At 59.9% G+C, this 22,260-nt stretch carries 26 protein-coding genes; 16 read left to right on the top strand and 10 right to left on the bottom strand.

Translation table 11 applies throughout. The features are described from left to right. Positions 1-79 precede the first annotated feature (79 nt). Together uraD and puuE are read right to left on the bottom strand one after the other, a co-directional pair. Positions 80-595, bottom strand: coding sequence for a 2-oxo-4-hydroxy-4-carboxy-5-ureidoimidazoline decarboxylase (gene uraD, locus AC1Q8Q_RS26280; protein WP_033042892.1), 516 nt, complete (start codon positions 593-595; stop codon positions 80-82). Further along, complete coding sequence (gene puuE, locus AC1Q8Q_RS26275) at positions 592-1,518, bottom strand: allantoinase PuuE (RefSeq protein ID WP_020800423.1); 927 nt, start codon at positions 1,516-1,518, stop codon at positions 592-594. Before puuE ends, uraD begins: the two co-directional genes overlap by 4 nt. Positions 1,519-1,952: 434 nt before the next feature. Here puuE and uraH point away from each other — a divergent pair, with 434 nt between their 5' ends. The 3 genes from uraH (at position 1,953) to AC1Q8Q_RS26260 (ending at position 3,822) form a co-directional block, all read left to right on the top strand. After that, a complete protein-coding gene (gene uraH, locus AC1Q8Q_RS26270; RefSeq protein ID WP_020800424.1) occupies positions 1,953-2,306 on the top strand; it encodes a hydroxyisourate hydrolase in 354 nt (117 codons plus the stop codon). 265 nt (positions 2,307-2,571) lie between these two features. Then, a complete protein-coding gene (hexR, locus tag AC1Q8Q_RS26265) occupies positions 2,572-3,438 on the top strand; it encodes a transcriptional regulator HexR (RefSeq protein ID WP_008056956.1) in 867 nt (288 codons plus the stop codon). Positions 3,439-3,609: 171 nt separating this feature from the next. Further along, positions 3,610-3,822 carry a PA3496 family putative envelope integrity protein gene (locus tag AC1Q8Q_RS26260; RefSeq protein WP_033042891.1) on the top strand — a complete coding sequence of 71 codons (213 nt, stop codon included), beginning with the start codon at positions 3,610-3,612 and terminating at the stop codon, positions 3,820-3,822. On the opposite strand, the gene AC1Q8Q_RS26255 is transcribed toward AC1Q8Q_RS26260, so the two are convergent. Continuing rightward, a complete protein-coding gene (locus tag AC1Q8Q_RS26255; RefSeq protein ID WP_033042890.1) occupies positions 3,764-4,726 on the bottom strand; it encodes a LysR family transcriptional regulator in 963 nt (320 codons plus the stop codon). The two genes, AC1Q8Q_RS26260 and AC1Q8Q_RS26255, sit on opposite strands and share 59 nt — an antisense overlap. A 189-nt stretch (positions 4,727-4,915) precedes the next feature. Between AC1Q8Q_RS26255 and AC1Q8Q_RS26250 the strand changes: the two genes are divergently transcribed. From AC1Q8Q_RS26250 to AC1Q8Q_RS26240, 3 genes are all read left to right on the top strand, one after another. After that, on the top strand, positions 4,916-6,331 hold the full coding sequence (locus AC1Q8Q_RS26250; RefSeq protein WP_008056950.1) for an acetyl-CoA carboxylase biotin carboxylase subunit: 1,416 nt from the start codon (positions 4,916-4,918) through the stop codon (positions 6,329-6,331). 11 nt (positions 6,332-6,342) lie between these two features. Further along, positions 6,343-8,151 (top strand): sodium-extruding oxaloacetate decarboxylase subunit alpha, encoded by a 1,809-nt coding sequence (oadA, locus tag AC1Q8Q_RS26245; protein WP_020800427.1) that lies wholly within the window; start codon positions 6,343-6,345, stop codon positions 8,149-8,151. A 193-nt stretch (positions 8,152-8,344) separates the two neighbouring features. Beyond that, on the top strand, positions 8,345-9,403 hold the full coding sequence (locus AC1Q8Q_RS26240) for an AI-2E family transporter (protein ID WP_020800428.1): 1,059 nt from the start codon (positions 8,345-8,347) through the stop codon (positions 9,401-9,403). Here the strand turns inward: AC1Q8Q_RS26240 and AC1Q8Q_RS26235 are convergent. The 3 genes from AC1Q8Q_RS26235 to AC1Q8Q_RS26225 form a co-directional block, all read right to left on the bottom strand. Continuing rightward, positions 9,400-9,591, bottom strand: coding sequence for a hypothetical protein (locus tag AC1Q8Q_RS26235; protein ID WP_032831464.1), 192 nt, complete (start codon positions 9,589-9,591; stop codon positions 9,400-9,402). The two genes, AC1Q8Q_RS26240 and AC1Q8Q_RS26235, sit on opposite strands and share 4 nt — an antisense overlap. A 115-nt stretch (positions 9,592-9,706) precedes the next feature. Next, a complete protein-coding gene (locus AC1Q8Q_RS26230) occupies positions 9,707-9,901 on the bottom strand; it encodes a hypothetical protein (RefSeq protein WP_020800429.1) in 195 nt (64 codons plus the stop codon). A gap of 173 nt (positions 9,902-10,074) precedes the next feature. Further along, positions 10,075-10,458, bottom strand: coding sequence for a hypothetical protein (locus AC1Q8Q_RS26225; protein ID WP_020800430.1), 384 nt, complete (start codon positions 10,456-10,458; stop codon positions 10,075-10,077). A gap of 244 nt (positions 10,459-10,702) precedes the next feature. Here AC1Q8Q_RS26225 and AC1Q8Q_RS26220 point away from each other — a divergent pair, with 244 nt between their 5' ends. After that, positions 10,703-11,530: a shikimate 5-dehydrogenase gene (locus AC1Q8Q_RS26220; protein ID WP_020800431.1), complete on the top strand. Its 828-nt coding sequence runs from the start codon at positions 10,703-10,705 to the stop codon at positions 11,528-11,530. A 42-nt stretch (positions 11,531-11,572) separates the two neighbouring features. On the opposite strand, the gene AC1Q8Q_RS26215 is transcribed toward AC1Q8Q_RS26220, so the two are convergent. Then, positions 11,573-12,220 carry a YceH family protein gene (locus AC1Q8Q_RS26215; RefSeq protein WP_020800432.1) on the bottom strand — a complete coding sequence of 216 codons (648 nt, stop codon included), beginning with the start codon at positions 12,218-12,220 and terminating at the stop codon, positions 11,573-11,575. A gap of 227 nt (positions 12,221-12,447) precedes the next feature. Between AC1Q8Q_RS26215 and AC1Q8Q_RS26210 the strand changes: the two genes are divergently transcribed. From AC1Q8Q_RS26210 to AC1Q8Q_RS26200, 3 genes are all read left to right on the top strand, one after another. Next, on the top strand, positions 12,448-13,620 hold the full coding sequence (locus tag AC1Q8Q_RS26210) for an acyl-CoA dehydrogenase family protein (RefSeq protein ID WP_168758598.1): 1,173 nt from the start codon (positions 12,448-12,450) through the stop codon (positions 13,618-13,620). Then, positions 13,617-14,810, top strand: a complete 1,194-nt coding sequence (locus AC1Q8Q_RS26205) for an acyl-CoA dehydrogenase family protein (RefSeq protein WP_492615710.1) — start codon at positions 13,617-13,619, stop codon at positions 14,808-14,810. Before AC1Q8Q_RS26210 ends, AC1Q8Q_RS26205 begins: the two co-directional genes overlap by 4 nt. A gap of 78 nt (positions 14,811-14,888) precedes the next feature. Beyond that, entirely contained in the window at positions 14,889-15,398 is a 510-nt protein-coding gene (locus AC1Q8Q_RS26200) for a DUF1993 domain-containing protein (protein ID WP_020800435.1), read from the top strand. 189 nt (positions 15,399-15,587) lie between these two features. Here the strand turns inward: AC1Q8Q_RS26200 and sstT are convergent, their stop codons facing one another. Next, positions 15,588-16,820 carry a serine/threonine transporter SstT gene (gene sstT, locus AC1Q8Q_RS26195; RefSeq protein ID WP_020800436.1) on the bottom strand — a complete coding sequence of 411 codons (1,233 nt, stop codon included), beginning with the start codon at positions 16,818-16,820 and terminating at the stop codon, positions 15,588-15,590. A gap of 324 nt (positions 16,821-17,144) precedes the next feature. On the opposite strand from sstT, the gene AC1Q8Q_RS26190 reads away from it, so the two are divergent. After that, positions 17,145-18,299, top strand: coding sequence for an MFS transporter (locus tag AC1Q8Q_RS26190; protein WP_168758597.1), 1,155 nt, complete (start codon positions 17,145-17,147; stop codon positions 18,297-18,299). Between the two features lie 4 nt (positions 18,300-18,303). Here the strand turns inward: AC1Q8Q_RS26190 and nhaR are convergent, their stop codons facing one another. Further along, positions 18,304-19,203, bottom strand: a complete 900-nt coding sequence (gene nhaR / locus AC1Q8Q_RS26185) for a transcriptional activator NhaR (RefSeq protein ID WP_492615709.1) — start codon at positions 19,201-19,203, stop codon at positions 18,304-18,306. Between the two features lie 242 nt (positions 19,204-19,445). Here nhaR and AC1Q8Q_RS26180 point away from each other — a divergent pair, with 242 nt between their 5' ends. Continuing rightward, entirely contained in the window at positions 19,446-19,688 is a 243-nt protein-coding gene (locus tag AC1Q8Q_RS26180; protein WP_020800930.1) for a hypothetical protein, read from the top strand. 29 nt (positions 19,689-19,717) lie between these two features. Beyond that, a complete protein-coding gene (locus AC1Q8Q_RS26175) occupies positions 19,718-20,467 on the top strand; it encodes a TerC family protein (protein ID WP_020800929.1) in 750 nt (249 codons plus the stop codon). Positions 20,468-20,547: 80 nt separating this feature from the next. On the opposite strand, the gene AC1Q8Q_RS26170 is transcribed toward AC1Q8Q_RS26175, so the two are convergent. Further along, complete coding sequence (locus AC1Q8Q_RS26170) at positions 20,548-20,715, bottom strand: hypothetical protein (protein ID WP_492615708.1); 168 nt, start codon at positions 20,713-20,715, stop codon at positions 20,548-20,550. 167 nt (positions 20,716-20,882) lie between these two features. Here AC1Q8Q_RS26170 and AC1Q8Q_RS26165 point away from each other — a divergent pair, with 167 nt between their 5' ends. The 3 genes from AC1Q8Q_RS26165 (at position 20,883) to AC1Q8Q_RS26155 (ending at position 22,138) form a co-directional block, all read left to right on the top strand. Beyond that, complete coding sequence (locus AC1Q8Q_RS26165) at positions 20,883-21,611, top strand: peptidase C39 family protein (protein ID WP_492615707.1); 729 nt, start codon at positions 20,883-20,885, stop codon at positions 21,609-21,611. Positions 21,612-21,698: 87 nt separating this feature from the next. Continuing rightward, on the top strand, positions 21,699-21,905 hold the full coding sequence (locus AC1Q8Q_RS26160) for a DUF6021 family protein (RefSeq protein WP_020800926.1): 207 nt from the start codon (positions 21,699-21,701) through the stop codon (positions 21,903-21,905). Positions 21,906-21,922: 17 nt separating this feature from the next. Further along, positions 21,923-22,138, top strand: a complete 216-nt coding sequence (locus tag AC1Q8Q_RS26155) for a hypothetical protein (protein WP_020800925.1) — start codon at positions 21,923-21,925, stop codon at positions 22,136-22,138. Positions 22,139-22,260 lie beyond the last annotated feature (122 nt).

Raw genomic sequence — 22,260 nt, 5'->3', positions numbered from 1 at the left:
GTCTGCCTTTAATAAGTTGGCTTGGGATGCTTGCAGTGCCCTGGGTGCTTCAGCGTTTTTAACACTCGGGCAAAACTCGCTATAGGGTCAGTAATCGGAACAGGGCGATCTTGTTGATCTCCGCCAGCGCGCACTTGAACTCGGTATCTACCGGGTTGTGGATGCGCGTTTCGAACGCCGCGAGGATCTGATGCCGGTTGCTGCCTTTTACCGCCATGATGAAGGGAAACTTGAACTTGGCCTTGTAGGCGTCGTTCAGCTCGGTGAAGCGCTGGAACTCTTCGGCCGTGCATTGGTGAATACCGGCGCCAGCCTGTTCATGGGTGCTGGCTTCGGTCAATTGGCCCTGGACGGCAGCTTTGCCAGCCAGGTCCGGGTGAGCGTTGATCAGGGCCAACTGGCTTTCGTGATCAGCGCTCAACAGGATGTCGCTCATGCGCTGGTGCAGGGTTTCGATCTGGTCGATCGAGGCATCCCGGCCCAGGTCGAAGGCCTTCTCGGCCACCCATGGCGAATGTTCGTAGATGTCGGCGAAGGCTTTGACGAAGGCGTCGCGGCTCAGGGTCGAGGGTTTCAATGTTTGAAAGGCGCTCATTTCGCGGCCCCTTGGTACGGGTGGGTTTCCTGCCAGTGGCGTGCAATGTCGACGCGGCGGCTGAACCACACCTGTTCATGACTTTTAGCGTATTCGATAAAGCGCTTGAGCGAAGCCAGACGCGCCGGACGGCCGATCAGGCGGCAGTGCAGGCCGATCGACAGCATTTTCGGGGCTTCCGCGCCTTCGGCGTAGAGCACGTCGAACGCATCCTTGAGGTATTCGAAGAAATCGTCGCCCTTATTGAAACCCTGCACCTGGGTGAAGCGCATGTCGTTGGTGTCCAGGGTGTACGGGATCACCAGGTGCGGCTTGCCGGTCGGGTTGTTCGGTTCCCAGTAGGGCAGGTCGTCGTCGTAGGTGTCGCAGTCGTAGAGGAAACCGCCTTCTTCCATCACCAGCTTGCGGGTGTTGGGGCCGGTGCGACCGGTGTACCAGCCCAGCGGACGCTCGCCGGTGATTTCGGTGAGGATGCGGATCGCTTCGAGCATGTGCTCGCGTTCCTGCGCTTCGTCCATGTACTGGTAGTCGATCCAGCGGTAGCCGTGGCTGCAGATTTCGTGGCCGGCATCGACCATCGCGCGGATCACATCCGGGTGACGCTGGGCGGCCATCGCCACGGCGAAGATGGTCAGCGGAATGTCGAATTCCTTGAACAGCTTCAGAATCCGCCAGACGCCGGCGCGGCTGCCATACTCGTAAAGCGATTCCATGCTCATGTTGCGCGCGCCCTGTAGCGGCTGGGCAGACACCATTTCCGAGAGGAATGCTTCGGACTCTTTATCGCCGTGCAGGATATTGCGCTCGCCGCCTTCTTCGTAGTTGAGAACGAATGACAGGGCGATGCGGGCATTGCCCGGCCAGTGTGGGTGCGGAGGGTTACTGCCGTAACCGATCAGGTCGCGAGGGTAGTCAGCGCTCACTGCAGTCTTCCTTCTTATATTCGTGGTGACAGTTGGTGTGACGCGACTAAAGGTTGGATCACTGGGTGGCGTCACAGCGATGGGGTGATTGTATACAACTTTATATTCACTTTGTAAGCCTGATTTTTTGCATTTTTCGTTAACGGTCATCTTTGCGTGTTAATGACAAGCTCCTGCAAGAAACCTGCCTGGCTGGTCAGTTAATGATTGCACGGTTCAGAGGTGGCGGGTTTCACAGGAAATCCGCGGGATTTTCATCGTTGGCGCCATCAGTCGCAAAAATGTCGTTTTTATTGTGTACAATTTTTTTGAAAAGTGTCTTAATCAATCGCTCGCCGCAGCTTTTCGTGCTCCGAATCGGTGCGGTCTCCTTTTCATCTGACTTCGGGAGGCGCGAAGCCTGGCTGCTCCACGCAGGCAGGTGCGCAGAATCAATGGGACGTTTGACTACACATGTTTTGGACGCTGCACATGGTTGCCCAGGCAGCTCGATCAAGGTCGAGTTGTACCGCGTTGAAGGTTCGCAGCTGGAATTGGTCGCCAGCGCGATAACCAACAGCGATGGTCGTGTCGATGCGCCGCTGCTGCAAGGCGATGAGTACCGGACCGGCGTCTACCAGGTTCAGTTTCATGCGGGCGACTATTACCGCGCCCGTGGTGTCCAGTTGCCGGAGCCGGCATTCCTGGATGTGGTGGTGCTGCGTTTTGGCATCTCTGCCGAGCAGGATCACTACCATGTACCGCTGCTCATTTCGCCCTACAGCTATTCAACGTACCGAGGAAGCTGATCCCCCAAGCAGCTTTCTCCACCTGGAAGCGACTGCGCATATAGCTTCTTTGGTCTTTCGCCCGCTCACACTGCGGGCTTTTTTTCGCAAAAAATCCTGGGTGGCAAAGGCCGGATCCGCTGCTACATAAAGCCCATCCCGCCAAAACAGGGTGTGACGAAGACAATTCAGTTACTTATTGAGCAGGCAAAAAGGCGATTCATGTAGTATAACTACAAGCGTGCTACATCCCCGGCGCCTGCCAAATAAAAAAGAGTCCAGCCCTTTGAATCTGCTGCAACACATCGCCCAGTCTCGCCACCTGTTACGCAAGTCGGAGCTCAAGGTCGCCGATCACGTTTTGCTTGATCCTGCGGCCGTGATGCACAGTTCCATGGCGGACCTGGCCCACAGCGTGGGGATCAGTGAGCCGACCATCGTGCGCTTTTGCCGCGCCATCGGTTGCTCGGGTTTCCAGGACTTGAAGCTGAAGCTGGCCCAGAGCCTGGCGGCGGGCGCGAGTTTCGGGCAGTTCGCGATCCATGAGGACGATTCGGTAGCGGACTACAGCCTGAAGATTTTCGACACCACCCTGCACACGCTGATGGAGGTTCGCGAGAAGCTCGATCCGCTGGAGTTGCAGCGTGCGGTGACACTCATGTCCCAGGCCCAGCGCGTCGAATTCTATGGTTTCGGCGCCTCTGGTGCGGTGGCGGCGGATGCGCAGCACAAGTTCTTCCGCTTGCTGCTCACGGCGGCGGCGTATTCCGATCCGCACATGCAGGCGATGTCGGCGGTTACCCTGAAACCAAGCGACGTGGCGATTTGCATTTCGCAGTCCGGCCGCTCCAAGGATTTGTTGATCACCGCCAACCTGGTGCGTGAGAGCGGCGCCTCATTGATCACCTTGTGCCCTAGCCAGACGCCTTTGGCTGAACTGTCGACCGTCAACCTGGCCATCGACGTGCACGAAGACACCGAAATCTATACGCCGCTGACCTCGCGCATTGCCCACCTGGTGGTGATCGATGTGTTGGCCATGGGCGTGGCCATGGCCCGGGGGCCGAGCCTGGTCAACCACCTCAAGAGCGTCAAGCGCAGCCTGCGCAGCTTGCGCCTGTCACCCAAGTCGGTGAAAGCGCTGGACGACTAAGGTCAAAAGATCGCAGCCTGCGGCAGCTCCTACAGGTGTTCACAAATCCCTGTAGGAGCTGCCGCAGGCTGCGATCTTTTGATTGTTCATCTCTCTGTCACCGACCCGCCGCCAAACCGTCATCCCTCGCGCCTATCTTGAAACTCCCGTATTCGACTTGGGAGAACTCAAATGGCCCAGCCCTACGAAGAACGCAACAGTGTCGTCAAAACCCGTCGCCAGCAGGAAGACCGGCGCCGCATGGCGTTTCGCCGTGCGATCGAAGATCGTTGTGAGCAGCGTCAGCTGCTGGCCGAGATCGCCGATTTTACTGGCGACCTTGAGCTCAATTACTGGCAGGCGGCCGCGACAGCTTCCCGTCGAAGCGCTCAACCAGCGCGCTGATCTGAATTCTTTCGCTTCGAATGAACGCAAGGAAGGCGTGAGCCACCGGTGACAGGCGTTTGGCCTTGGCCTGTACCAGGCACCAGCTGCGGTAGAGCGGCAGTTCTTCGATCGGCAACTCGATCAAGCCGCCGGTGGCCAATTCAAGGTTCAGGGCGTGGCGCGTCAACAGAGCCACGCCCAGGCCCGCCAGCACACATTCGCGCTGAGCTTCGGCCGAGGAGACCTCCTGGGTCTGGTTGAAGTGCACACGTTTCTCCTTGAAGTATTCCTCGCAGGCCAATCGCGTGCCCGAACCCACCTCGCGCATCAGCAAGGTGTAAGGCTCAAGATCCTGCAGGCGCAAAGGCCCCTGATGGCACAGCGGGTGGTCCGGCGGTGCCACAGCAACGATCGGATTGTTCAAGAACGGCAGGAACTCCAGCCCCATGTCCTGCGGCACCATGGACATGATCACCAGGTCGTCGCGGTTGTCCGACAGTCGCCGAATCACCTGGGCGCGATTGACCACCGTCAGTTGCAGATTCACTTCCGGATGCTGGCGCTTGAAGGCGGCAAACAGATGCGGTACGAAATACTTGGCGCTCGATTCCACCGCCAGTTTTAGTTGGCCTTGCAAGGAGCCCTGCATGTCCGACAGTTGCATGTCGAGGTTTTCCAGGCGCCCGAAAATGTCCCGGCTCGCTCGTTGCAGCGCTTCTGCGGCCTCGGTCATGTAGAGTTTTTTGCCGACATAATCGAACAGGGGCTGGCCAACCAGCTCTTCAAGTTGACGAATCTGCAGGCTGACGGCCGGTTGCGTGAGGGACATTTCGTCGGCTGCCCGGCTGTAGGACCTCAGGTCACAGACTTCGTTGAAGATCTGCAATTGACGTAATGTCATTCGCATCAAGGACTTACGCATTTTTTGAACACTCTGGCCACGGCTGGTGCGTCAACTATAAGTCTTTACTTATGCATGACCCAATAATTATTCATTTTTGTTAATCCCTTGTGAGCGCTAGTGTGGAGGTGCGACCAAATTGAAACATTTGGTCACTCGTCGACCTGGTCTAGCAGGTCGTGGGTACCACCGGATCAAGGGAAACTCCAAGTGATAAAAAAGATCCTGATCGCCAACCGCGGTGAAATTGCCGTACGAATCGTACGCGCTTGTGCCGAAATGGGCATTCGCTCGGTCGCGATCTATTCCGACGCCGATCGCCATGCCCTGCATGTCAAACGTGCGGATGAGGCCCACAGTATTGGTGCCGAGCCACTGGCCGGTTACCTGAACCCGCGCAAGCTGGTGAACCTGGCGGTGGAAACCGGTTGCGATGCCTTGCACCCTGGGTACGGATTCCTCTCGGAAAACGCTGAACTGGCCGACATCTGCGCCGAACGCGGGATCAAATTCATCGGTCCATCGGCTGAAGTCATTCGCCGGATGGGTGACAAGACCGAAGCTCGCCGCAGCATGATCAAGGCGGGTGTCCCGGTCACCCCGGGTACCGAAGGCAACGTTTCGGGCATCGAAGAAGCCCTGACCGAGGGTGACCGTATCGGCTACCCGGTGATGCTCAAGGCTACCTCCGGTGGTGGCGGTCGCGGTATCCGTCGCTGCAACAGCCGTGAAGAACTTGAACAGGCGTTCCCGCGCGTCATTTCCGAAGCCACCAAGGCGTTCGGTTCCGCGGAAGTGTTCCTGGAAAAGTGCATCGTCAACCCCAAGCACATCGAAGCGCAGATCCTCGGCGACAGCTTTGGCAACGTGGTGCACCTGTTCGAGCGTGACTGCTCGATCCAGCGCCGCAACCAGAAGCTCATCGAAATCGCGCCGAGCCCGCAACTGACCCCGGAACAGCGCGCCTACATCGGCGACCTGTCGGTGCGCGCAGCCAAGGCCGTGGGTTACGAGAACGCCGGTACCGTGGAGTTCCTGCTCGCCGAGGGCGAGGTGTACTTCATGGAAATGAACACCCGGGTGCAGGTGGAACACACCATCACCGAAGAAATCACCGGTATCGACATCGTCCGCGAGCAAATCCGCATTGCATCCGGCCTGCCGCTCTCGGTGAAACAGGAAGACATCCAGCATCGCGGTTTCGCGCTGCAGTTCCGGATCAACGCCGAAGACCCGAAAAACAACTTTTTGCCCAGCTTCGGCAAGATCACCCGTTACTACGCTCCCGGCGGCCCGGGCGTACGGACCGATACGGCGATCTACACCGGCTATACCATTCCACCGTTCTACGATTCCATGTGCCTGAAACTGGTGGTCTGGGCGTTGACCTGGGAAGAAGCGATGGACCGTGGCCTGCGCGCGCTGGACGACATGCGCGTGCAAGGGGTCAAGACCACCGCGGCCTACTACCAGGAAATCCTGCGTAACCCGGAATTCCGTAGCGGCCAGTTCAACACCAGCTTCGTCGAAAGCCACCCTGAACTGACCAACTACTCGATCAAGCGCAAACCCGAAGAGCTGGCCCTGGCCATCGCCGCCGCCATTGCCGCCCACGCAGGCCTGTGAGGAATAGAACAATGTCCAAGAAGATTTTCGTAACCGACACCATCCTGCGCGACGCCCACCAATCGCTGCTCGCGACCCGCATGCGCACTGAAGACATGCTGCCGATCTGCGACAAGCTCGACAAGGTCGGCTATTGGTCGCTGGAATGCTGGGGCGGCGCAACGTTCGACGCCTGCGTACGCTTCCTCAAGGAAGACCCGTGGGAGCGTCTGCGCCAACTGCGCGCCGCGTTGCCTAACACTCGCCTGCAAATGCTCCTGCGCGGCCAGAACCTGCTGGGCTATCGCCACTACAGCGACGACGTGGTCAGGGCTTTCGTCGCCAAGGCAGCGGTCAATGGCATCGACGTGTTCCGCATCTTCGACGCCATGAACGACGTGCGTAACCTGCGTACCGCCATCGAAGCGGTGAAAGCCGCCGGCAAGCACGCCCAGGGCACCATCGCCTACACCACCAGTCCGGTGCACACCATCGACGCGTTCGTGGCACAGGCCAAGCAAATGGAAGCCATGGGTTGCGACTCGGTGGCGATCAAGGACATGGCTGGTTTGCTGACCCCCTACGCCACCGGCGAACTGGTCAGGGCGCTGAAGGCCGAGCAATCGCTGCCAGTGTTCATTCACTCGCACGACACCGCCGGCCTGGCAACCATGTGCCAGCTCAAGGCGATTGAAAACGGCGCCGACCACATCGACACCGCAATCTCCAGCTTTGCCTCCGGTACCAGCCACCCAGGCACCGAGTCGATGGTCGCGGCCCTCAAGGGCACCGAGTACGACACCGGCCTGAATCTCGAGCTGATCCAGGAAATCGGCCTGTACTTCTACGCCGTGCGCAAGAAGTACCACCAGTTCGAAAGCGAATTCACCGCGGTCGACACCCGTGTTCAAGTCAACCAGGTGCCGGGCGGGATGATTTCCAACCTGGCCAACCAGTTGAAAGAGCAGGGCGCACTGAACCGCATGAGCGAAGTGCTGGCAGAGATCCCGCGGGTTCGCGAAGACCTCGGCTTCCCGCCACTGGTGACCCCGACTTCGCAAATCGTCGGCACCCAGGCGTTTTTCAACGTGCTGGCCGGCGAGCGCTACAAGACCATCACCAACGAAGTGAAGCTGTACCTGCAAGGTGGCTACGGCAAGGCGCCGGCCCCGGTGAACGAGCAACTGCGTCGCCAGGCTATCGGCAGCGAAGAAGTGATCGACGTGCGCCCAGCCGACCTGCTCAAGCCGGAAATGGCCAAGCTACGTGCCGACATCGGTGCCCTGGCCAAGTCTGAAGAAGACGTGCTGACCTACGCCATGTTCCCGGACATCGGGCGCAAGTTCCTCGAAGAGCGTGCAGCGGGCACCCTGACCCCGGAAGTGCTGTTGCCGATTCCGGAAGCTGGCGGCGTCGCTTCGGCTGGCGGCGAAGGCGTGCCGACCGAGTTCGTCATCGACGTCCACGGCGAAACCTACCGCGTCGACATCACCGGTGTGGGCGTCAAGGCTGAAGGCAAGCGTCACTTCTACCTGTCCATCGACGGCATGCCGGAAGAAGTGGTGTTCGAGCCGCTCAACGAATTCGTCGGCGGTGGTAGCAGCAAGCGCAAGCAGGCCAGCGCACCGGGCCACGTCAGCACCACCATGCCGGGCAACATCGTCGATGTGCTGGTCAAGGAAGGCGACAGTGTCAAGGCGGGCCAGGCTGTGCTGATCACCGAAGCGATGAAGATGGAAACCGAAGTCCAGGCCGCCATCGCCGGCAAAGTCACCGCCATTCACGTGGCCAAGGGCGACCGGGTGAACCCGGGCGAGATCCTGATCGAGATCGAAGGCTGAGTTAACGGCCGCGATACAACGCTTTAAACCTCGGGGGGGCATGTGCTCCCCTTTTTTTTGCCCGGATTTTCACCATTGGTCCCCTGGGCGCCTTCCTCCGATGCTTTTTGAACAACGTACGGCACTCGCGCTCGCTGTGATGGCCTAAGCATCAGGGCGCAACGTTGCGCCCGGTGACTGGCCAGGATCGGATATGAACGAAGAGACGCTAAAAGATAAATCGCTGGCGGTTTTGCTGGTGTTGGTGAGCATCGCGTTCATCTGGATCCTGCTGCCATTCTACGGTGCGGTGTTCTGGGCGGTGATCCTGGGGATTGTCTTTGCGCCCATGCAGCGCCGGCTGCAGCTCAAGTTCGGCTGGGAGCGCAACCTGACGTCGTTCTGTACGTTAAGCATCTGCCTGGTGATTGCGATCCTGCCGGTGATCATCATCAGCTTCCTGCTGGTTCAGGAAGGGACGGCGCTGTACAAGAGTATCGAGAGCGGTGAGCTGGACATTGCCGCGTATGTAACGCAGTTCAAGCATCACTTGCCACCGTATTTCCAGCATTTGCTCGATCGGTTCGGCGTGGGAGAGTTGAACGGGCTTCGGGAGAAAATCGTCAAGAGCGCGATGGCAGGCGGCGAGGTGACTAATCGGGTGTTCAGTCTTGGCCAGGGTACATTCGAGTTCATCGTCAGCTTTTTCATCATGCTCTACCTGTTGTTTTTCTTCCTGCGCGACGGCGCTGAACTCGCGCGCAAGGTACGCATGGCCGTGCCATTGGAAGAACACCAGAAACGCCGTTTGCAGCTCAAGTTCAACCGCGTGGTGCGAGCCACGGTGAAGGGCAACCTATTGGTAGCGATTACCCAGGGTGCATTGGGCGGAATGATTTTCTGGTTTCTCGACATTCCGAGCGCGCTGGTCTGGGCGGTGTTGATGGCGCTTCTGTCCTTGTTGCCAGCAGTTGGGGCAGGGATTGTCTGGGCGCCGGTGGCGGCGTTTTTCCTGTTGACCGGCGCAGTCTGGCAAGGCGTGGTGCTGGGGTTGTTCGGGGTATTCGTAATCGGCCTGGTGGATAACGTGCTGCGCCCGATCCTGGTGGGCAAGGACACGAAGATGCCGGACTACATGATCCTGATCTCGACCCTGGGCGGCCTGGCGCTGTTCGGGCTCAACGGGTTTGTCATCGGTCCGTTGATCGCGGCCCTGTTCATGTCGAGCTGGGCCATTTTCATCGAGACCAAACCGCGGGTTCAGCTGCCTTAGGCACTGAGCTTGCCCGGCTGTCCCGTGCCGATTTGCAGGGACAACGCCTGGGCGTCCGGTAGTGAGGTCAGCGGGCCGCTGATTTGTTCGCCGTCCTGGACCAGGTACCAGCAGGCGAGCAACCCAAGCGCTCTGAGCGGTGCGGGAACGGCGCTGCCGATAACGGACATGATCTGAATCTGAGACATCATAGGGACCTCCATCAATCTGTGGAGTCACCTTACGGTCCGGGTGCGTCGAGGGAAAATCAACGTTTTCAATAGTGGTCATTGATGCCAGTGAGGTCAGCCCACCGGCTGACGCTCAGACGACCACCTGGTCGAGCATATGAACCACTTCCTGCTCGCTGAGCAGTCCCTTTCTCACCAGGTTCTGCGTCAGTAGCGAAAGGAACTTGGCGCTGCGATGACCTTCGAGCTGCTTGAGTTCCGTCAGGGCGTTGTAGACCTTGCTGCAAGTGCACAGGCCATTGATGCGGTGCGGGTTTTGCGTGGGCATGAGCTCGTCCTTGTTGTTATTGACCCGTTGCAGGCGCCGTTATTGCTGTTGCTGGCGCAAAAGGGAAGGGCGAGTCAATCTTGCCGACTTCACCGGTCGACACTGTCCCGAGAACGACACCGACAGGATCTTTCCAGACCTGTGACGACGAACGGCGGATTGCGCGCGCGGGATTACCAGCGGCCGTAGCCGTGGGGCGGACCGTAGTAGCCGCGAGGTGGGCCGTAGTAACCACGGGGTGGGCCGTAATAGACCGGTGCCGGGCGGTAGTAGATCGGTTGCCCCACATACACCGGTGCGGGTTGGTAGTAGACCGGTGGGGGCGGCGCCATGTACACCGGCTGCGGTTGCGCATAAACCGGCTGGGCGTAGACCGGTTGCGGCGTCACGTACACAGGCCGGTTGCTGTTGATGATTGCCGAGCCAACGATGGCAGAGCCGACGATCGCGCCAAATACCGCCGGACCTTCCCAACCGCCACCGCCATGGGCCTCTGCTTGGCCTGCGACCGCGAGGGCGCCGATCAGCAAAGCCACTGTGGGGATTCTACGGATCATGATGACTCCTCGGTGCTTCGCCCCGGCGCTTGTGTCTGCAATAGACTCAAGGAATGTCGCGGGGATACTTCTAAGACAGCTTTTTTTAAAAAAACAGCACAGCCGCCGGGTAAATTTTGTGTAAGGTCTGTGTCGTCATCCTTACGGTCATGCGGCGTCCGCCAGTGCACGCAAATATGATTGATCAGAACCCGATGGGCAGGCTAATCCCTTCCATCCGAAAGTGCAGCACAAGGAGATTCATATGCAGATGAACCCCAACAGAGACACCCAGCTGTGCATGTCCCTCTCCGGACGCCCTGGGAACTTTGGCCTGCGATTTCACAATCACCTGTATGAGCAGTTGGGGCTGAATTTCTACTACAAGGCGTTTTCCAGTCAGGATCTGCCGGGCGCCGTCGGCGGCATTCGCGCCCTGGGAATTCGGGGTTGCGGTGTATCGATGCCGTTCAAGGAAGCCTGCATAGCCCTGGTCGATGAACTGGACCCTTCTGCCGCAGCCATCCAGTCGATCAACACCATCGTCAATACCGACGGCCATCTCAAGGCCTTCAATACCGACTACATCGCCATTGCCCAGTTGCTGCAGACCCACCAGGTGTCCAAGGACACCACGTTTGCGTTGCTTGGCAGTGGCGGCATGGCCAAGGCAGTGGCCAGCGCCTTGCGCGATGGCGGTTACCGCGATGGCCTGATCGTGGCGCGTAATGAGCGCGCGGGCCAGGCATTGGCCCAGTCGCTGGGTTACCCGTGGCAAGCCGAGCTCGGTGAGCAACGTCCGCAAATGCTCATCAACGTCACGCCCATCGGCATGACCGGCCCACATGCCGAGCAGTTGGCGTTCGATGCCCATGCCATTGCGGCTGCGGATATCGTCTTCGATGTCGTCGCGGTTCCTGCGGAAACTCCGCTGATCGTGCGCGCTCGTACCGAGGGCAAACATGTCATCACCGGGCTCGAAGTGATTGCGATCCAGGCACTGGAGCAATTCGTGCTTTATACCGGTGTGCGCCCGACCGATGAGCAGTTTCAAAAAGCCGTGGAGTTTGCCCGCAGCAGCCTTGCCTATTGATTGACGGGCAGCCGCAATTGCCGCCCGCAAAGGCTCGCCCCTTTATTCGAGGCGTGCCAAGCGCTCTTCCAGCGCGGCAATTCGTGCTTCGAGCTCCTCGATTCGTTCAACCGATACCGCGCCGCCAGCACCACGCTCCGGCGCGTTTTGGCGGGCCGCGAGGATCGCTTCGATATCCGCCGGATCACCCAGTGCGTGGGTATAACGATCTTCGCGTTGTCCGGCCTGACGCGGGATCAGCACTGCCAGGCCACGGGCGATCAGGCGTTCCAGCTGATGCACGACCTGCTCCGCATCCTCGAAATCATGCATGCGCCCGCTGCGGGTCAGCAGTTCGTTGACCGTCTGCGGTCCCCTCAGAAACATCAGCCCGGTCAGGATCACCTGCGCTGGCACCAGTTCCAGTGCCTTGTCGACCTTGTGCTCCCAGCGATCGGCGCGGCTGCCCATCACCAGTCTGGCGAAGCCGCGTCCTTCGAGGGCGCGCAGGCTCTGGCCAACCTGGCCCTGGGTGAGGTTCATCACCGGCTCGCGGCTGGTTTTCTGATTGCAGGCAATCACCAGGGCATTGAGGGTCAGCGGGTAGGTTTCCGGGCTGGTGGCCTGTTTTTCGATCAGGGAACCCAGAATGCGGATTTCCGTGCTGTTCAGGCGTGGTTCGTCGAAAGTCGTTTCTTGCTCAGTACTCACAGTGTCTGGAACCTCGCTAAGGGTTGGTCAGGATTTTCTCGGCTTATAAGACCTCGTTGATGGAGGTTAGTCGAGCCTTGCCTGCGTTCAGCGCTTCATTGTCCACGGCATCGCTCGTTCGGACTAGGCAAGGCTGACGATTTCACCGCGCCCGCACAGCGGCAGACTTCATGTTCAAAGGGGTGTTGCGCCACGCGTGCCCCACCAGACGAGCAGAAGGCGCCGCGATGGAGTTTGCATTCAGCGACGAACAGGAAATGATCCGCGCATCGGCCGAGGGCTTGCTCGCCGATGTGTCGGATTCGGCCGCCGTGCGCGCGGCAATGGCCAGCGAACGGGGTTTCGACGAGGCCCTCTGGCAGCGGTTATGCCAGGAAATGTGTTGGCCGGCGATCCATATTCCCGAAGCCTATGGCGGCCTCGGGCTGGGCTTCGTCGAGCTGGCAATCCTGCTGGAGCAGATGGGGCGGCGATTGTTGTGCTCGCCGTTTTTCGCCACTGCTTGCATGGCCACGCCAGCGTTATTGCTGGCCGCCAATGATGAACAGAAGCAGCGTTGGTTGCCTTCGATTGCCGACGGCAGCCTGACCGCGACCCTGGCGTTCAGCAGTGCCAACGGCTGGTCGGCCGGCGATGTCCAGGCCACGGTGGTGGCTGAGGGCGACGGTTTTGTCCTCGACGGCACGCTCAAGCATGTACTGGATGGCCATGGCGCCGACCTCTTGATCATTGCCGCACGGCAACCCGGATCGACCGGCGAGGCGGGCATCAGTCTGTTCGCCGTTGACGCCGCGCGGGCGGGCATCGAGCGGCAAATGCTGCCGACCATGGACCAGACCCGGCGCCAGGCTCGCATCGAGCTCAAGGGCCTGTACCTCGAAGCCGACTGCCTGCTGGGTACATTCGGCAACGGCTGGCCGCACCTGGAGCAGGTCCTGCAACTGGCCTGCATCGGCCTGGCTGCCGAACAGACCGGCGGCGCGCAGCAGGTGCTCGACCTCAGCGTGGCCTACATGCAGGAGCGTCAGCAGTTCGGTCGCCCCATCGCCAGTTTCCAGGCCCTCAAACACCGTGCAGCGGACATGATGCTGCAAGTCGAATGCGCGCGTTCGGCCTGCTACTACGCGGCGTGCGTCGCTCAGGAAGCCCTTGATCCCCGGGGCGATGCCGACGTGGCGGGCGAACTGCCGCTGGCAGCAGCGCTGGCCAAGGCGCAGTGCTCGGAAACCTTTTTCCACTGCGCGTCCGAGTCGATCCAGTTGCATGGCGGCGTCGGTTTCACTTGGGAATATGACCCACACCTCTACTTCAAGCGCGCCCGCGCCAGCGAGAGCTTCCTCGGGCTGCCGGCCTGGCATCGCGAGCGGATCGCCGCGGTGATTCTTGGAGAGCAACCATGAAAATCAGTTTCAGCGAGCAAGACGAGTGCTTTCGCCAGGAAGTCGTCGACTGGATGAGCGCCAACCTCTGTGGCGAATTCGAGTCCCTGCGTTTTCGCGGCGGCCCTGGCGATGAGCACATGTTTCCCCAAGAGCGCAAAGCCTGGGAGCGCAAACTGGCCGAGGGCGGCTGGACATGCGTCGGCTGGGCGCCTAAGCATGGCGGGCGTGGGCTGTCGATCACGCGGCAGGTGATTTTTCACGAAGAGTACGCCCGCGCTGGCGGCCCAGGGCGCATGGGGCATATCGGTGAAGGCCTGGCCGGGCCGACTATTGCCGCATTCGGCACGGTCGAGCAGCAACAGCGTTTTCTGCCTGGGATCGTCAACGGCACGAGCTTCTGGTGCCAGGGCTATTCCGAGCCAGGGGCCGGCTCCGACCTCGCCAACGTCAAGACCCGCGCGACGCTGGACGAAGCGACCGGCAGTTGGGTGATCAACGGGCAGAAAGTCTGGACCTCCCTGGCCCATGAATCGGATTGGTGCTTTGTGATTGCTCGCACTGAACCGGGCAGCGTCGGCCATCGAGGTTTGTCTTTCCTGCTGGTCCCGATGGCCCAGGCTTCAATCACCGTGCGACCGATCGAGCAACTGACCGGCACCTCGGAGTTCAACGAAGTGTTCTTCGATGACGCCCGCACCGACGCCGCCAATATTATCGGCGCGCCGGGCGACGGCTGGAAAATCGCCATGGCGTTGCTGGGGTTCGAGCGCGGCGTGTCGACCCTCGGCCAACAGATGCAGTTCCAGAACGAACTCAACGAAATCATCGCCATCGCCAAGCGCAACGGGGCTGCCCGCGATCCGATCCTGCGCCAACGCCTGGCCGAGGCCTGGAGTGGGTTGCGGATCATGCGCTACAACTCGCTGCGCATGCTCTCGGGAAGCCAGGATGGATCGCTGCGCAAGGAGGCGACCATCTACAAGCTGTTCTGGTCGACCTGGCATGCCAGCCTCGGCAAGCTGGCGATGGACGTACTGGGCGCCGAGGCAGAACTGCTCGAAGCTGCGCCTTATCAACTGACTCGGCTGCAGTCTCTGTACCTGTTCAGCCGCGCCGACACCCTCTATGGCGGCAGCAACGAGATCCAGCGCAACATCATTGCCGAGCGCGCCTTGGGCATGCCTCGGGAGGCGCGTGCGGGCAAGTAGCAAAAAGAGCGATCTCGGGAGGACCGCGCACGGCTATAATCGGCCGACGTTTTCCTCCTGTCATCACACGAGACTGCCATGACTATTTCCCTGTACGACGCCTCCGTTCCTGTTTTCCAGCAAATGCTCAACGCCCTGAGCGACGTGCTGAAAAAAGCCGAGGCCCACGCCACTGCGAAAAACATCGACCCGAACGCTTTCCTGCAAGCGCGCCTGTACCCGGACATGTTCCCACTGGTACGTCAGGTGCAGATCGCCGTTGATTTCGCCAAAGGCGTGACTTCCCGTCTGGCTGAAGTCGAACTGCCGAAATACGACGACAGCGAAACCACCTTCGCCGAACTGCAAGCACTGATCGCCAAGGTCCTGGCCTACATCGGCGAGTTCACGCCCGAGCAGATCAACGGCAAGGAAGGCATCGAGATCGTGACCCGTCCGGGCACGCCGAAGGAGAAGCGTTTCTCCGGCCAGGCTTACCTGCTGACCTACGGCCTGCCGCAGTTCTTCTTCCACGTCACCACCGCCTATGCGCTGCTGCGTCATAACGGCGTGGAAGTGGGCAAGCGCGACTACATGGGCGCGTTCTAAACCGTCCAGCTGCAAAAAAGCCCGCCCAGGTTTGCGCCTGGGCGGGCTTTTTCGTGGGCGATCATTTTTCATGCTCACCACCGGACCTGTGGGAGCGGGCTTGCTCGCGAAGTCGGTGTGTCAGGCAACGTTAATGTTGAAGCTGACGACCCCTTCGCGAGCAAGCCCGCTCCCACAGAGTCTGCAGCGTTACGCCAATCTTTGGACTTTCTGTTCTTCGCCCAGGCAAGCAGCCGCGGTGAACAGCACATCGGTAGACGAGTTCAGCGCAGTCTCGGCCGAGTCCTGCAGCACGCCAATGATGAAGCCGACCGCCACCACCTGCATGGCGATTTCGCTCGGGATGCCAAACAGGCTGCACGCCAGCGGGATCAGCAGCAACGAACCACCGGCCACGCCCGAGGCGCCACAGGCGCAGATTGCCGCAACGACGCTCAGCAGGATGGCGGTCGGGATGTCCACGGCGATGCCCAGGGTGTGCACGGCTGCCAGGGTCAGCACGGTGATGGTGATCGCCGCGCCGGCCATGTTGATGGTGGCGCCGAGCGGGATCGACACTGAATAGGTGTCTTCGTGCAAGCCCAGGCGCTTGCTCAGTTCCAGGTTGACCGGAATGTTCGCCGCCGAGCTGCGGGTGAAGAACGCGGTTATGCCGCTTTCGCGCAGGCAGGTCAGCACCAGCGGATACGGGTTGCGGCGCAGTTTCCAGAACACGATGAGCGGGTTCATTACCAACGCCACGAACAGCATGCAGCCGAGCAGTACGGCCAGCAGTTGCGCGTAGCCGATCAAGGCGCCGAAACCGGAGGTAGCCAGGGTCGAGGCCACCAGGCCGAAGATCCCCAGCGGCGCGAAGCAGATCACCAGGCGCACGATCACCGTCACGCCGTTGGACAAGTCGCCCAGCACTTCACGGGTGGTGTCGCCGGCATGGCGAATGGCGATGCCCATGCCGATGGCCCACGCCAGGATGCCGATGAAATTGGCGTTCATCAAGGCGCTGACCGGATTGTCGACCACGCTCAGCAGCAGGCTTTGCAGCACTTCACCAATTCCGCCCGGCGCGGACACTGCAACGTCATGGGTCGACAGCACCAGGCTGGACGGGAACATCATGCTGGCAACCACCGCGACCACGGCGGCAGCGAAAGTCCCCAGCAGGTACAAGAACAGAATTGGCCGGATATGGGTTTCCTGGCCGTGCTTATGGTTGGCGATCGATGCCATGACCAACACGAACACCAGAATCGGCGCGACCGCCTTGAGCGCGCTGACGAAGACTTTGCCGATGAACGCCGTGGATTTCGCCGCTTCAGGCGCGAACGAGGCCAGGGCGATACCGGCGATCAGGCCGATCACGATTTGCGTGACCAGGCTCAGGCGTTTCAAGCGTTGCAATAAAGAAGGGGCTGAAGCAGTCATAAAACGGCATCTCGGATTTTTATAAGTGCAAGGTTTCACCGCTGCTGCAGAGCAGCTTCAGGCAGGAAACCGAAGAGGGTCGCGCTATCGACGTCATGAAAGGTCGATGAGCGCTGGGTGTACGTTTTGCAGGGCGCGGACTTTATCACAGCGTAGGAAGAATCCTTCAGGCCTGTGACGAACTGCCGCTCGACTAAGCGACGCGATTTGCAGGTTCGTGCAACCGCGTGCGCAATCACTCTGTTAATATTCGCCATCCTCATTTTCATGTCTGCCAGTGGGCCTTCGGGCTATCGCTGGTGTTGTCGTTTTCTGGAGTTTTGCATGCTGTTGCCCATTCTTCTGTTGTCTGCCGCCGGCTTCACGGTGCTGACCACGGAATTCGTTATCGTCGGCCTGTTACCGGCCATTGCCCGGGACCTGGACGTCAGCATCCCGCAAGCTGGTTTGCTGGTCACCCTGTTCGCCTTCACTGTCGCCGCATTCGGACCATTCCTCACGGCGTACTTCGCCCGCTTCGAGCGGCGCAAGCTGTTTATCTCGGTGTTGATCATGTTTGGCCTGGCCAACACCCTGGCGGCACTGGCGCCGAACATCTGGGTCATGGCGCTTGCCCGGTTGATTCCAGCGCTGGGGTTGCCGGTGTTCTGGGCGCTGGCCAGTGAGACCGCGGTGGACATCGTCGGTCCCGATTACGCCGGCCGCGCCATCGCCAAGATCGGCTTTGGCATAGTCTGTGCCACGGTGTTCGGCATTCCCGTGGGCACGTTGATTTCCGATGCGTTCGGCTGGCGCAGTGCTTTCGCCATTCTGGCGGTCATCGCCTTTGCCAAGGCACTGCTGCTGTTTATCTACTTGCCGAAAACCAACCTGCACCAGCATCAGGTGAGTTTGCTGTCGCAATTGAAGATCCTGCGCAGCCCGCTGATGCTGGGTCATGTGTTGCTGTCGGTGATTGTGTTCAGTGGCATGTTCACGGCCTACACCTATCTGGCCGATATCCTTGAGCGCCTGGCCGGGTTCAACGGCACCGTGGTTGGCTGGTGCCTGATGGGCTTCGGCGCGGTCGGGTTGATCGGCAACTCGCTGGGCGGTCGTGCGGTGGATCGTCACCCGCTGATGGCGTCGATGATGTTCTGTGCGTTCATGATTGCCGGCCTGGTGGCATTGGTGCCGAACATTCATTCGCCCTTTGGTCTGGCCGCGGCGATGGGCATTTGGGGCGTGACCCAGGCGGCGATGTTCCTGGTCAGTCACGTGCGCCTGATGAAGGCCGCGCCTGAAGCGCCGGCGTTCGCCGCCTCGCTGAACATTGCTGGAGCCAACCTGGGTATTGGCCTGGGCGCGATGATCGGCGGGCGGGTGATCGACAGCGTAGGGCTGCAAGGCCTTGGCTTCGCGGCAGCGGCTTTTATCCTCGCCTCAATCCTGCTGGCCATCGCCCTGATGACGTTCAAGCCCCGGGAAGTCTGCGCCTGAGGCTTTACAGTTCGGTAAACAACTCGCGTCGGGCACCTTCGGTAATGGCGACAATGCCAGGGTGCTTGACCTTGCGCTCCACTGAAATGGCGTAGAACGACTCGCTGACCGCGTCGGTCTGGCCAATCACTTGCACGCCGTATTGGCGCTGCACTTCGTTGGCGATCACGCTCGGGCCGATGAAGATTCCGCTGCCGGATTGGCCGAACGCCTGCATCAAGGCACTGTCGTCGAACTCGCCGACGATCTGCGGCTGGATCTGCTGCTCGGCGAACCAGCGTTGCAAACGGCTGCGCACCACGGTTTCCGGCCCGGGAATCAGCAGGGGCGCGCCGTGCAGGCTGCAGGGAAAATCCTGGCCATAGCGCGCCGCCAATTCGGCAGTGGCGAAGAAACTGATCCCGCATTCGCCGAGTTTCTGGCTGTAGCCCTTGATGTCCAGGTGTGAGGGCATCGGGCTGTCGGAGATCACCAGGTCCAGGCGCTGGATGGCCAGGTCGGCCAACAGCCGTTCGAGCTTGTCTTCGCGGCAGGTGATGCGCAGTGGCTCACTCAACTCCATGGTCGGCGCGATCAGGCGATAGACGATGGATTTGGGCACCACGTCGGCCACGCCCACGCGAAACAGGATCTGCTGCTCGTTGGGCTGCGCGCGCAGCATCAATTCCAGTTCGCCCCCCAACTGAAACATTTGCTCGGCGTAAGGCAAGGTTTGCCGGCCTGCCTCCGTCAGCTCAAGCTGTCGACCCACCCGGCGGAACAATTCAATGCCATAGGTTTGTTCGAGCAGCGAGATCTGCCCGCTGATGGTTTGTGGCGTCAGGTTCAGTTGCTCGCAAGCGCGCACGATGCTGCCCGTCTTGGCCACCACCCAGAAGTAATGCAATTGTCGATAGTTGAGCATGCACGCTGCGTTCCTTTGTAGGAGCTGCCGCAGGCTGCGATCTTTTGATCTTGTTTTTAAGATCAAGATCAAAAGATCGCAGCCTGCGGCAGCTCCTACAGGGTGAATTTTTATTTAGTTCGTTAAAACCGAAGTATAACCGCTAAAAATACGAATTTTCCTGAAGTATTCAATTGCCTAGAATCCCTCGCTATCAACGGGCCATCGTTTCGGCTGCGTTCGTTATATCGAGGAAAAACACCATGAAACTCAAAGCTACGGCCTTCTTGATCACCTCCTTGCTGGTCCTGGCCGGTTGCGACCAGGCAGAAAAAAGCGCCCAGCAGTTGATGGGCAAGGCTGCCGAAAGCGCGAAACAGGCAATCGACGATACCCACAAGGCCGCCGAGCAAGCGCTCAGTGATGCCACCGGTGGGTTGATCAGCAAAAAAGAATCATCGGAAAAAGAGGCGGAAAAATCCGCATCGTCCTCCCAGGAAATCTAAACCGTCTTACAGCGAGTCAGGACTGACCCATGGAATACCTTTTACAGTTAGCCGCCAGCCCCACTGCCTGGGTCGCCCTGGCCACCCTGGTGGTGATGGAAATCGTGCTCGGCATCGATAACCTGATCTTCATTTCGATCCTGACCAACAAACTGCCCGAGCAGCATCGGCAGAAGGCTCGGCGTATCGGTATCGGCATGGCGTTGATCCTGCGACTGGGCTTGCTGAGTACCATTGCATTCATCGTCCAGCTGACCGCGCCGGTCATTGAGATCTTCGGCCACGCATTCTCCTGGAAGGACATGATCCTGATCGCTGGCGGCTTGTTCCTGTTGTGGAAAGCCACCACCGAGATCCACCACAGCATGGACCCGGCGCCGGACGATCCGAAGTCGGCGACCTCGACCGTGACCTTGGGCTTTGCCGCTGCGATCGGTCAGATCCTGATGTTGGACATGGTGTTCTCCATCGACAGCATCATTACCGCTGTCGGCATGACCGAGCATTTGCCGATCATGATCATCGCCGTGGTGGTGTCGGTGCTGGTGATGTTGCTGGCGGCTGATCCGTTGGCCAAGTTCATCAATGACAACCCGACAGTCGTCATGCTGGCGCTGGGCTTCCTGATCATGATCGGCATGACGCTGATCGCCGAAGGCTTCGGCGCCCACGTACCGAAGGGCTACGTTTATGCGGCGATGGCGTTCTCGGCAGCGATCGAGGTGCTGAACATGATGTCCCGCCGGGCTCGGCAGAAGCGGGTTACCGCTGAGGCTTGAACCTCGCTGACATAAAGCGGCCGCCTGGATTCCAGGCGGCCGTTTTTTTTTTACTGATTTTTTGGGTGAGCAGGGGGCGTTCAGTGGACAGTGACGTGTGATGCGCTGGCTTTTTCGGTTTTCGCCAGAGGTGCCGGCTCGACAGGATGATGGTGCCGGCGGGTGATGCGCAGAACGCCCCATAACATGGCGGCCGCTACCGCCAACCATCCAGAAATCAACATTACGATCGTCATTGCCAGGCTCATCGAGGCCTCCTCTTCGCCCTGCTGCGGGCGCACACGCCATGCAAGTGACAGTCTAGTCGCTGGCGTGTTTCAGGCTATTGACCAAAGGTCGGCTATCACCAACCAGTTTGCTCTATCGAAGACGATCAACTGCCGATTAAGGCTATACCGCTGCAGTGCGGCGCCCTATGATCGACTGCCAAGCCGGGAATGCGATTGCCTGGCATCTGAATAAGAGAGAGATGATGGTGCGAGTAATTTCTCGAATGCTGTCGGCGGCACTGATCGTGGGGTGTGTTGCCAGTTTGGCGGGGTGCGCCGGGAGCGTTTCGCCGCAGATCAAGCGTCTGCCGGAGCGTGTCGAACTCAGCGGCCGGTTCTACAAGGGTGTGGCCAATCAAAGCGGGCCGCAAGTCTTGGCGAGCATGCTGTCGCAACAGGGCATCGTGATCACCCCTGGCTTACTCGACAAGCCTTTGCATCTGCCGGGCGGTGAGGCGCAGTTGCAACAGAACATGCAGAACCTCGCCCGCGAGTACGGGATGGTGGTTTATCCCCTTGACAGCAATCTGCCCGCCTTGCTGACCCAGGTCGCGGCCGGTTACCCGGTGATGGTGCGCTTCACCGAAGGCACGGCGCTCTGGGCCGAACCGCGCTACGCGATTTTGAGTGGATACAACCGTCAGAAGCAGACCGTCTTGCTACGTGCAGGTATGGATCAGCGGCTGATGATGGGGTTTGGTTCGTTCGAATCAGCGTTCAAGGACGCCGGCGGATGGGCCGTGTTGATTCAGAATCCGACCCAGCTGCCCGCTCAGGTCGATCAGCAGCGTTGGCTCAAGGCAGCCAACGATCTTGCCCAAGCGGGCCAGGAACAGGCTGCCGCCAAGGCGAAGAAAGCGCTGGTCGCGCAGTAAGCCCGTTCGTCACTCGCCGGGCACCTGCGGCCGTTGCCAACCTCTTATCTAAAAGGCCCGGATTTTCCCGGGCTATCAGGAGGTGTCATGGCACATTCCAATACCCCCGACGGCCCTCACTCATCCGAGCATTCGTCTGGCGATGAGTTGGGGTTCGATCCCGACTCCCCGGACCTTGCCGATCCGGCGGTCGATCCAATCGGGCCAGCCAAGGCCCCGAGGGATGTGAAGCCGGGTGACAACTCCAAGGCTCCGGCCAAACCCTACGATCCATTGGGTAATCTCAAACCCTAGTTCTTTTGGAGGTGCGTATGTCTACCGATTCGAGCTTCAACGACGAACGTCCGGAAACCGTACCGACTACTCCCGAGAAGGACATGGATCCGGTGATGGACCCGGACAGTCCGCTGCGCGATCCGCTGGCGCGGCCGACGGTGGTGCCGACTGAACATCCGCAGGGCTGGCACGACCCCAGCAAAGGTGATGGTATTCCTGATGATGACCAGATGCCGTTGCCTAACGATTGATGGCGGGGAGGTCGTCCAATTTCGGCGGGGCCCATCGTAGCGAATGATCGTTCCCACGCTCTGCGTCACTAGTGTCCGGTAAACATGTTTCATAGCTGAAGGCTGCCTTGGGCAGCCTTCAG

This window comes from Pseudomonas sp. GW823-FHT06B06, from assembly GCF_058795195.1.
This window is presented reverse-complemented; position numbering and strand designations above follow the sequence as displayed.

Coding starts and splice junctions, on each gene's coding strand:
- oadA (WP_020800427.1), top strand. CDS start 6,343: ATGTCCAAGAAGATTTTCGTAACCGACACCATCCTGCGCGACGCCCAC.
- AC1Q8Q_RS26200 (WP_020800435.1), top strand. CDS start 14,889: ATGACTATTTCCCTGTACGACGCCTCCGTTCCTGTTTTCCAGCAAATG.
- uraH (WP_020800424.1), top strand. CDS start 1,953: ATGGGACGTTTGACTACACATGTTTTGGACGCTGCACATGGTTGCCCA.
- AC1Q8Q_RS26175 (WP_020800929.1), top strand. CDS start 19,718: ATGGAATACCTTTTACAGTTAGCCGCCAGCCCCACTGCCTGGGTCGCC.
- AC1Q8Q_RS26220 (WP_020800431.1), top strand. CDS start 10,703: ATGCAGATGAACCCCAACAGAGACACCCAGCTGTGCATGTCCCTCTCC.
- uraD (WP_033042892.1), bottom strand. CDS start 595: ATGAGCGCCTTTCAAACATTGAAACCCTCGACCCTGAGCCGCGACGCC.
- sstT (WP_020800436.1), bottom strand. CDS start 16,820: ATGACTGCTTCAGCCCCTTCTTTATTGCAACGCTTGAAACGCCTGAGC.
- AC1Q8Q_RS26170 (WP_492615708.1), bottom strand. CDS start 20,715: ATGAGCCTGGCAATGACGATCGTAATGTTGATTTCTGGATGGTTGGCG.
- AC1Q8Q_RS26230 (WP_020800429.1), bottom strand. CDS start 9,901: ATGCCCACGCAAAACCCGCACCGCATCAATGGCCTGTGCACTTGCAGC.
- AC1Q8Q_RS26155 (WP_020800925.1), top strand. CDS start 21,923: ATGTCTACCGATTCGAGCTTCAACGACGAACGTCCGGAAACCGTACCG.
- AC1Q8Q_RS26180 (WP_020800930.1), top strand. CDS start 19,446: ATGAAACTCAAAGCTACGGCCTTCTTGATCACCTCCTTGCTGGTCCTG.
- AC1Q8Q_RS26190 (WP_168758597.1), top strand. CDS start 17,145: ATGCTGTTGCCCATTCTTCTGTTGTCTGCCGCCGGCTTCACGGTGCTG.
- AC1Q8Q_RS26205 (WP_492615710.1), top strand. CDS start 13,617: ATGAAAATCAGTTTCAGCGAGCAAGACGAGTGCTTTCGCCAGGAAGTC.
- AC1Q8Q_RS26235 (WP_032831464.1), bottom strand. CDS start 9,591: ATGTCTCAGATTCAGATCATGTCCGTTATCGGCAGCGCCGTTCCCGCA.
- AC1Q8Q_RS26240 (WP_020800428.1), top strand. CDS start 8,345: ATGAACGAAGAGACGCTAAAAGATAAATCGCTGGCGGTTTTGCTGGTG.
- AC1Q8Q_RS26160 (WP_020800926.1), top strand. CDS start 21,699: ATGGCACATTCCAATACCCCCGACGGCCCTCACTCATCCGAGCATTCG.
- AC1Q8Q_RS26255 (WP_033042890.1), bottom strand. CDS start 4,726: ATGCGTAAGTCCTTGATGCGAATGACATTACGTCAATTGCAGATCTTC.
- AC1Q8Q_RS26210 (WP_168758598.1), top strand. CDS start 12,448: ATGGAGTTTGCATTCAGCGACGAACAGGAAATGATCCGCGCATCGGCC.
- AC1Q8Q_RS26260 (WP_033042891.1), top strand. CDS start 3,610: ATGGCCCAGCCCTACGAAGAACGCAACAGTGTCGTCAAAACCCGTCGC.
- AC1Q8Q_RS26165 (WP_492615707.1), top strand. CDS start 20,883: ATGATCGACTGCCAAGCCGGGAATGCGATTGCCTGGCATCTGAATAAG.
- AC1Q8Q_RS26225 (WP_020800430.1), bottom strand. CDS start 10,458: ATGATCCGTAGAATCCCCACAGTGGCTTTGCTGATCGGCGCCCTCGCG.
- nhaR (WP_492615709.1), bottom strand. CDS start 19,203: ATGCTCAACTATCGACAATTGCATTACTTCTGGGTGGTGGCCAAGACG.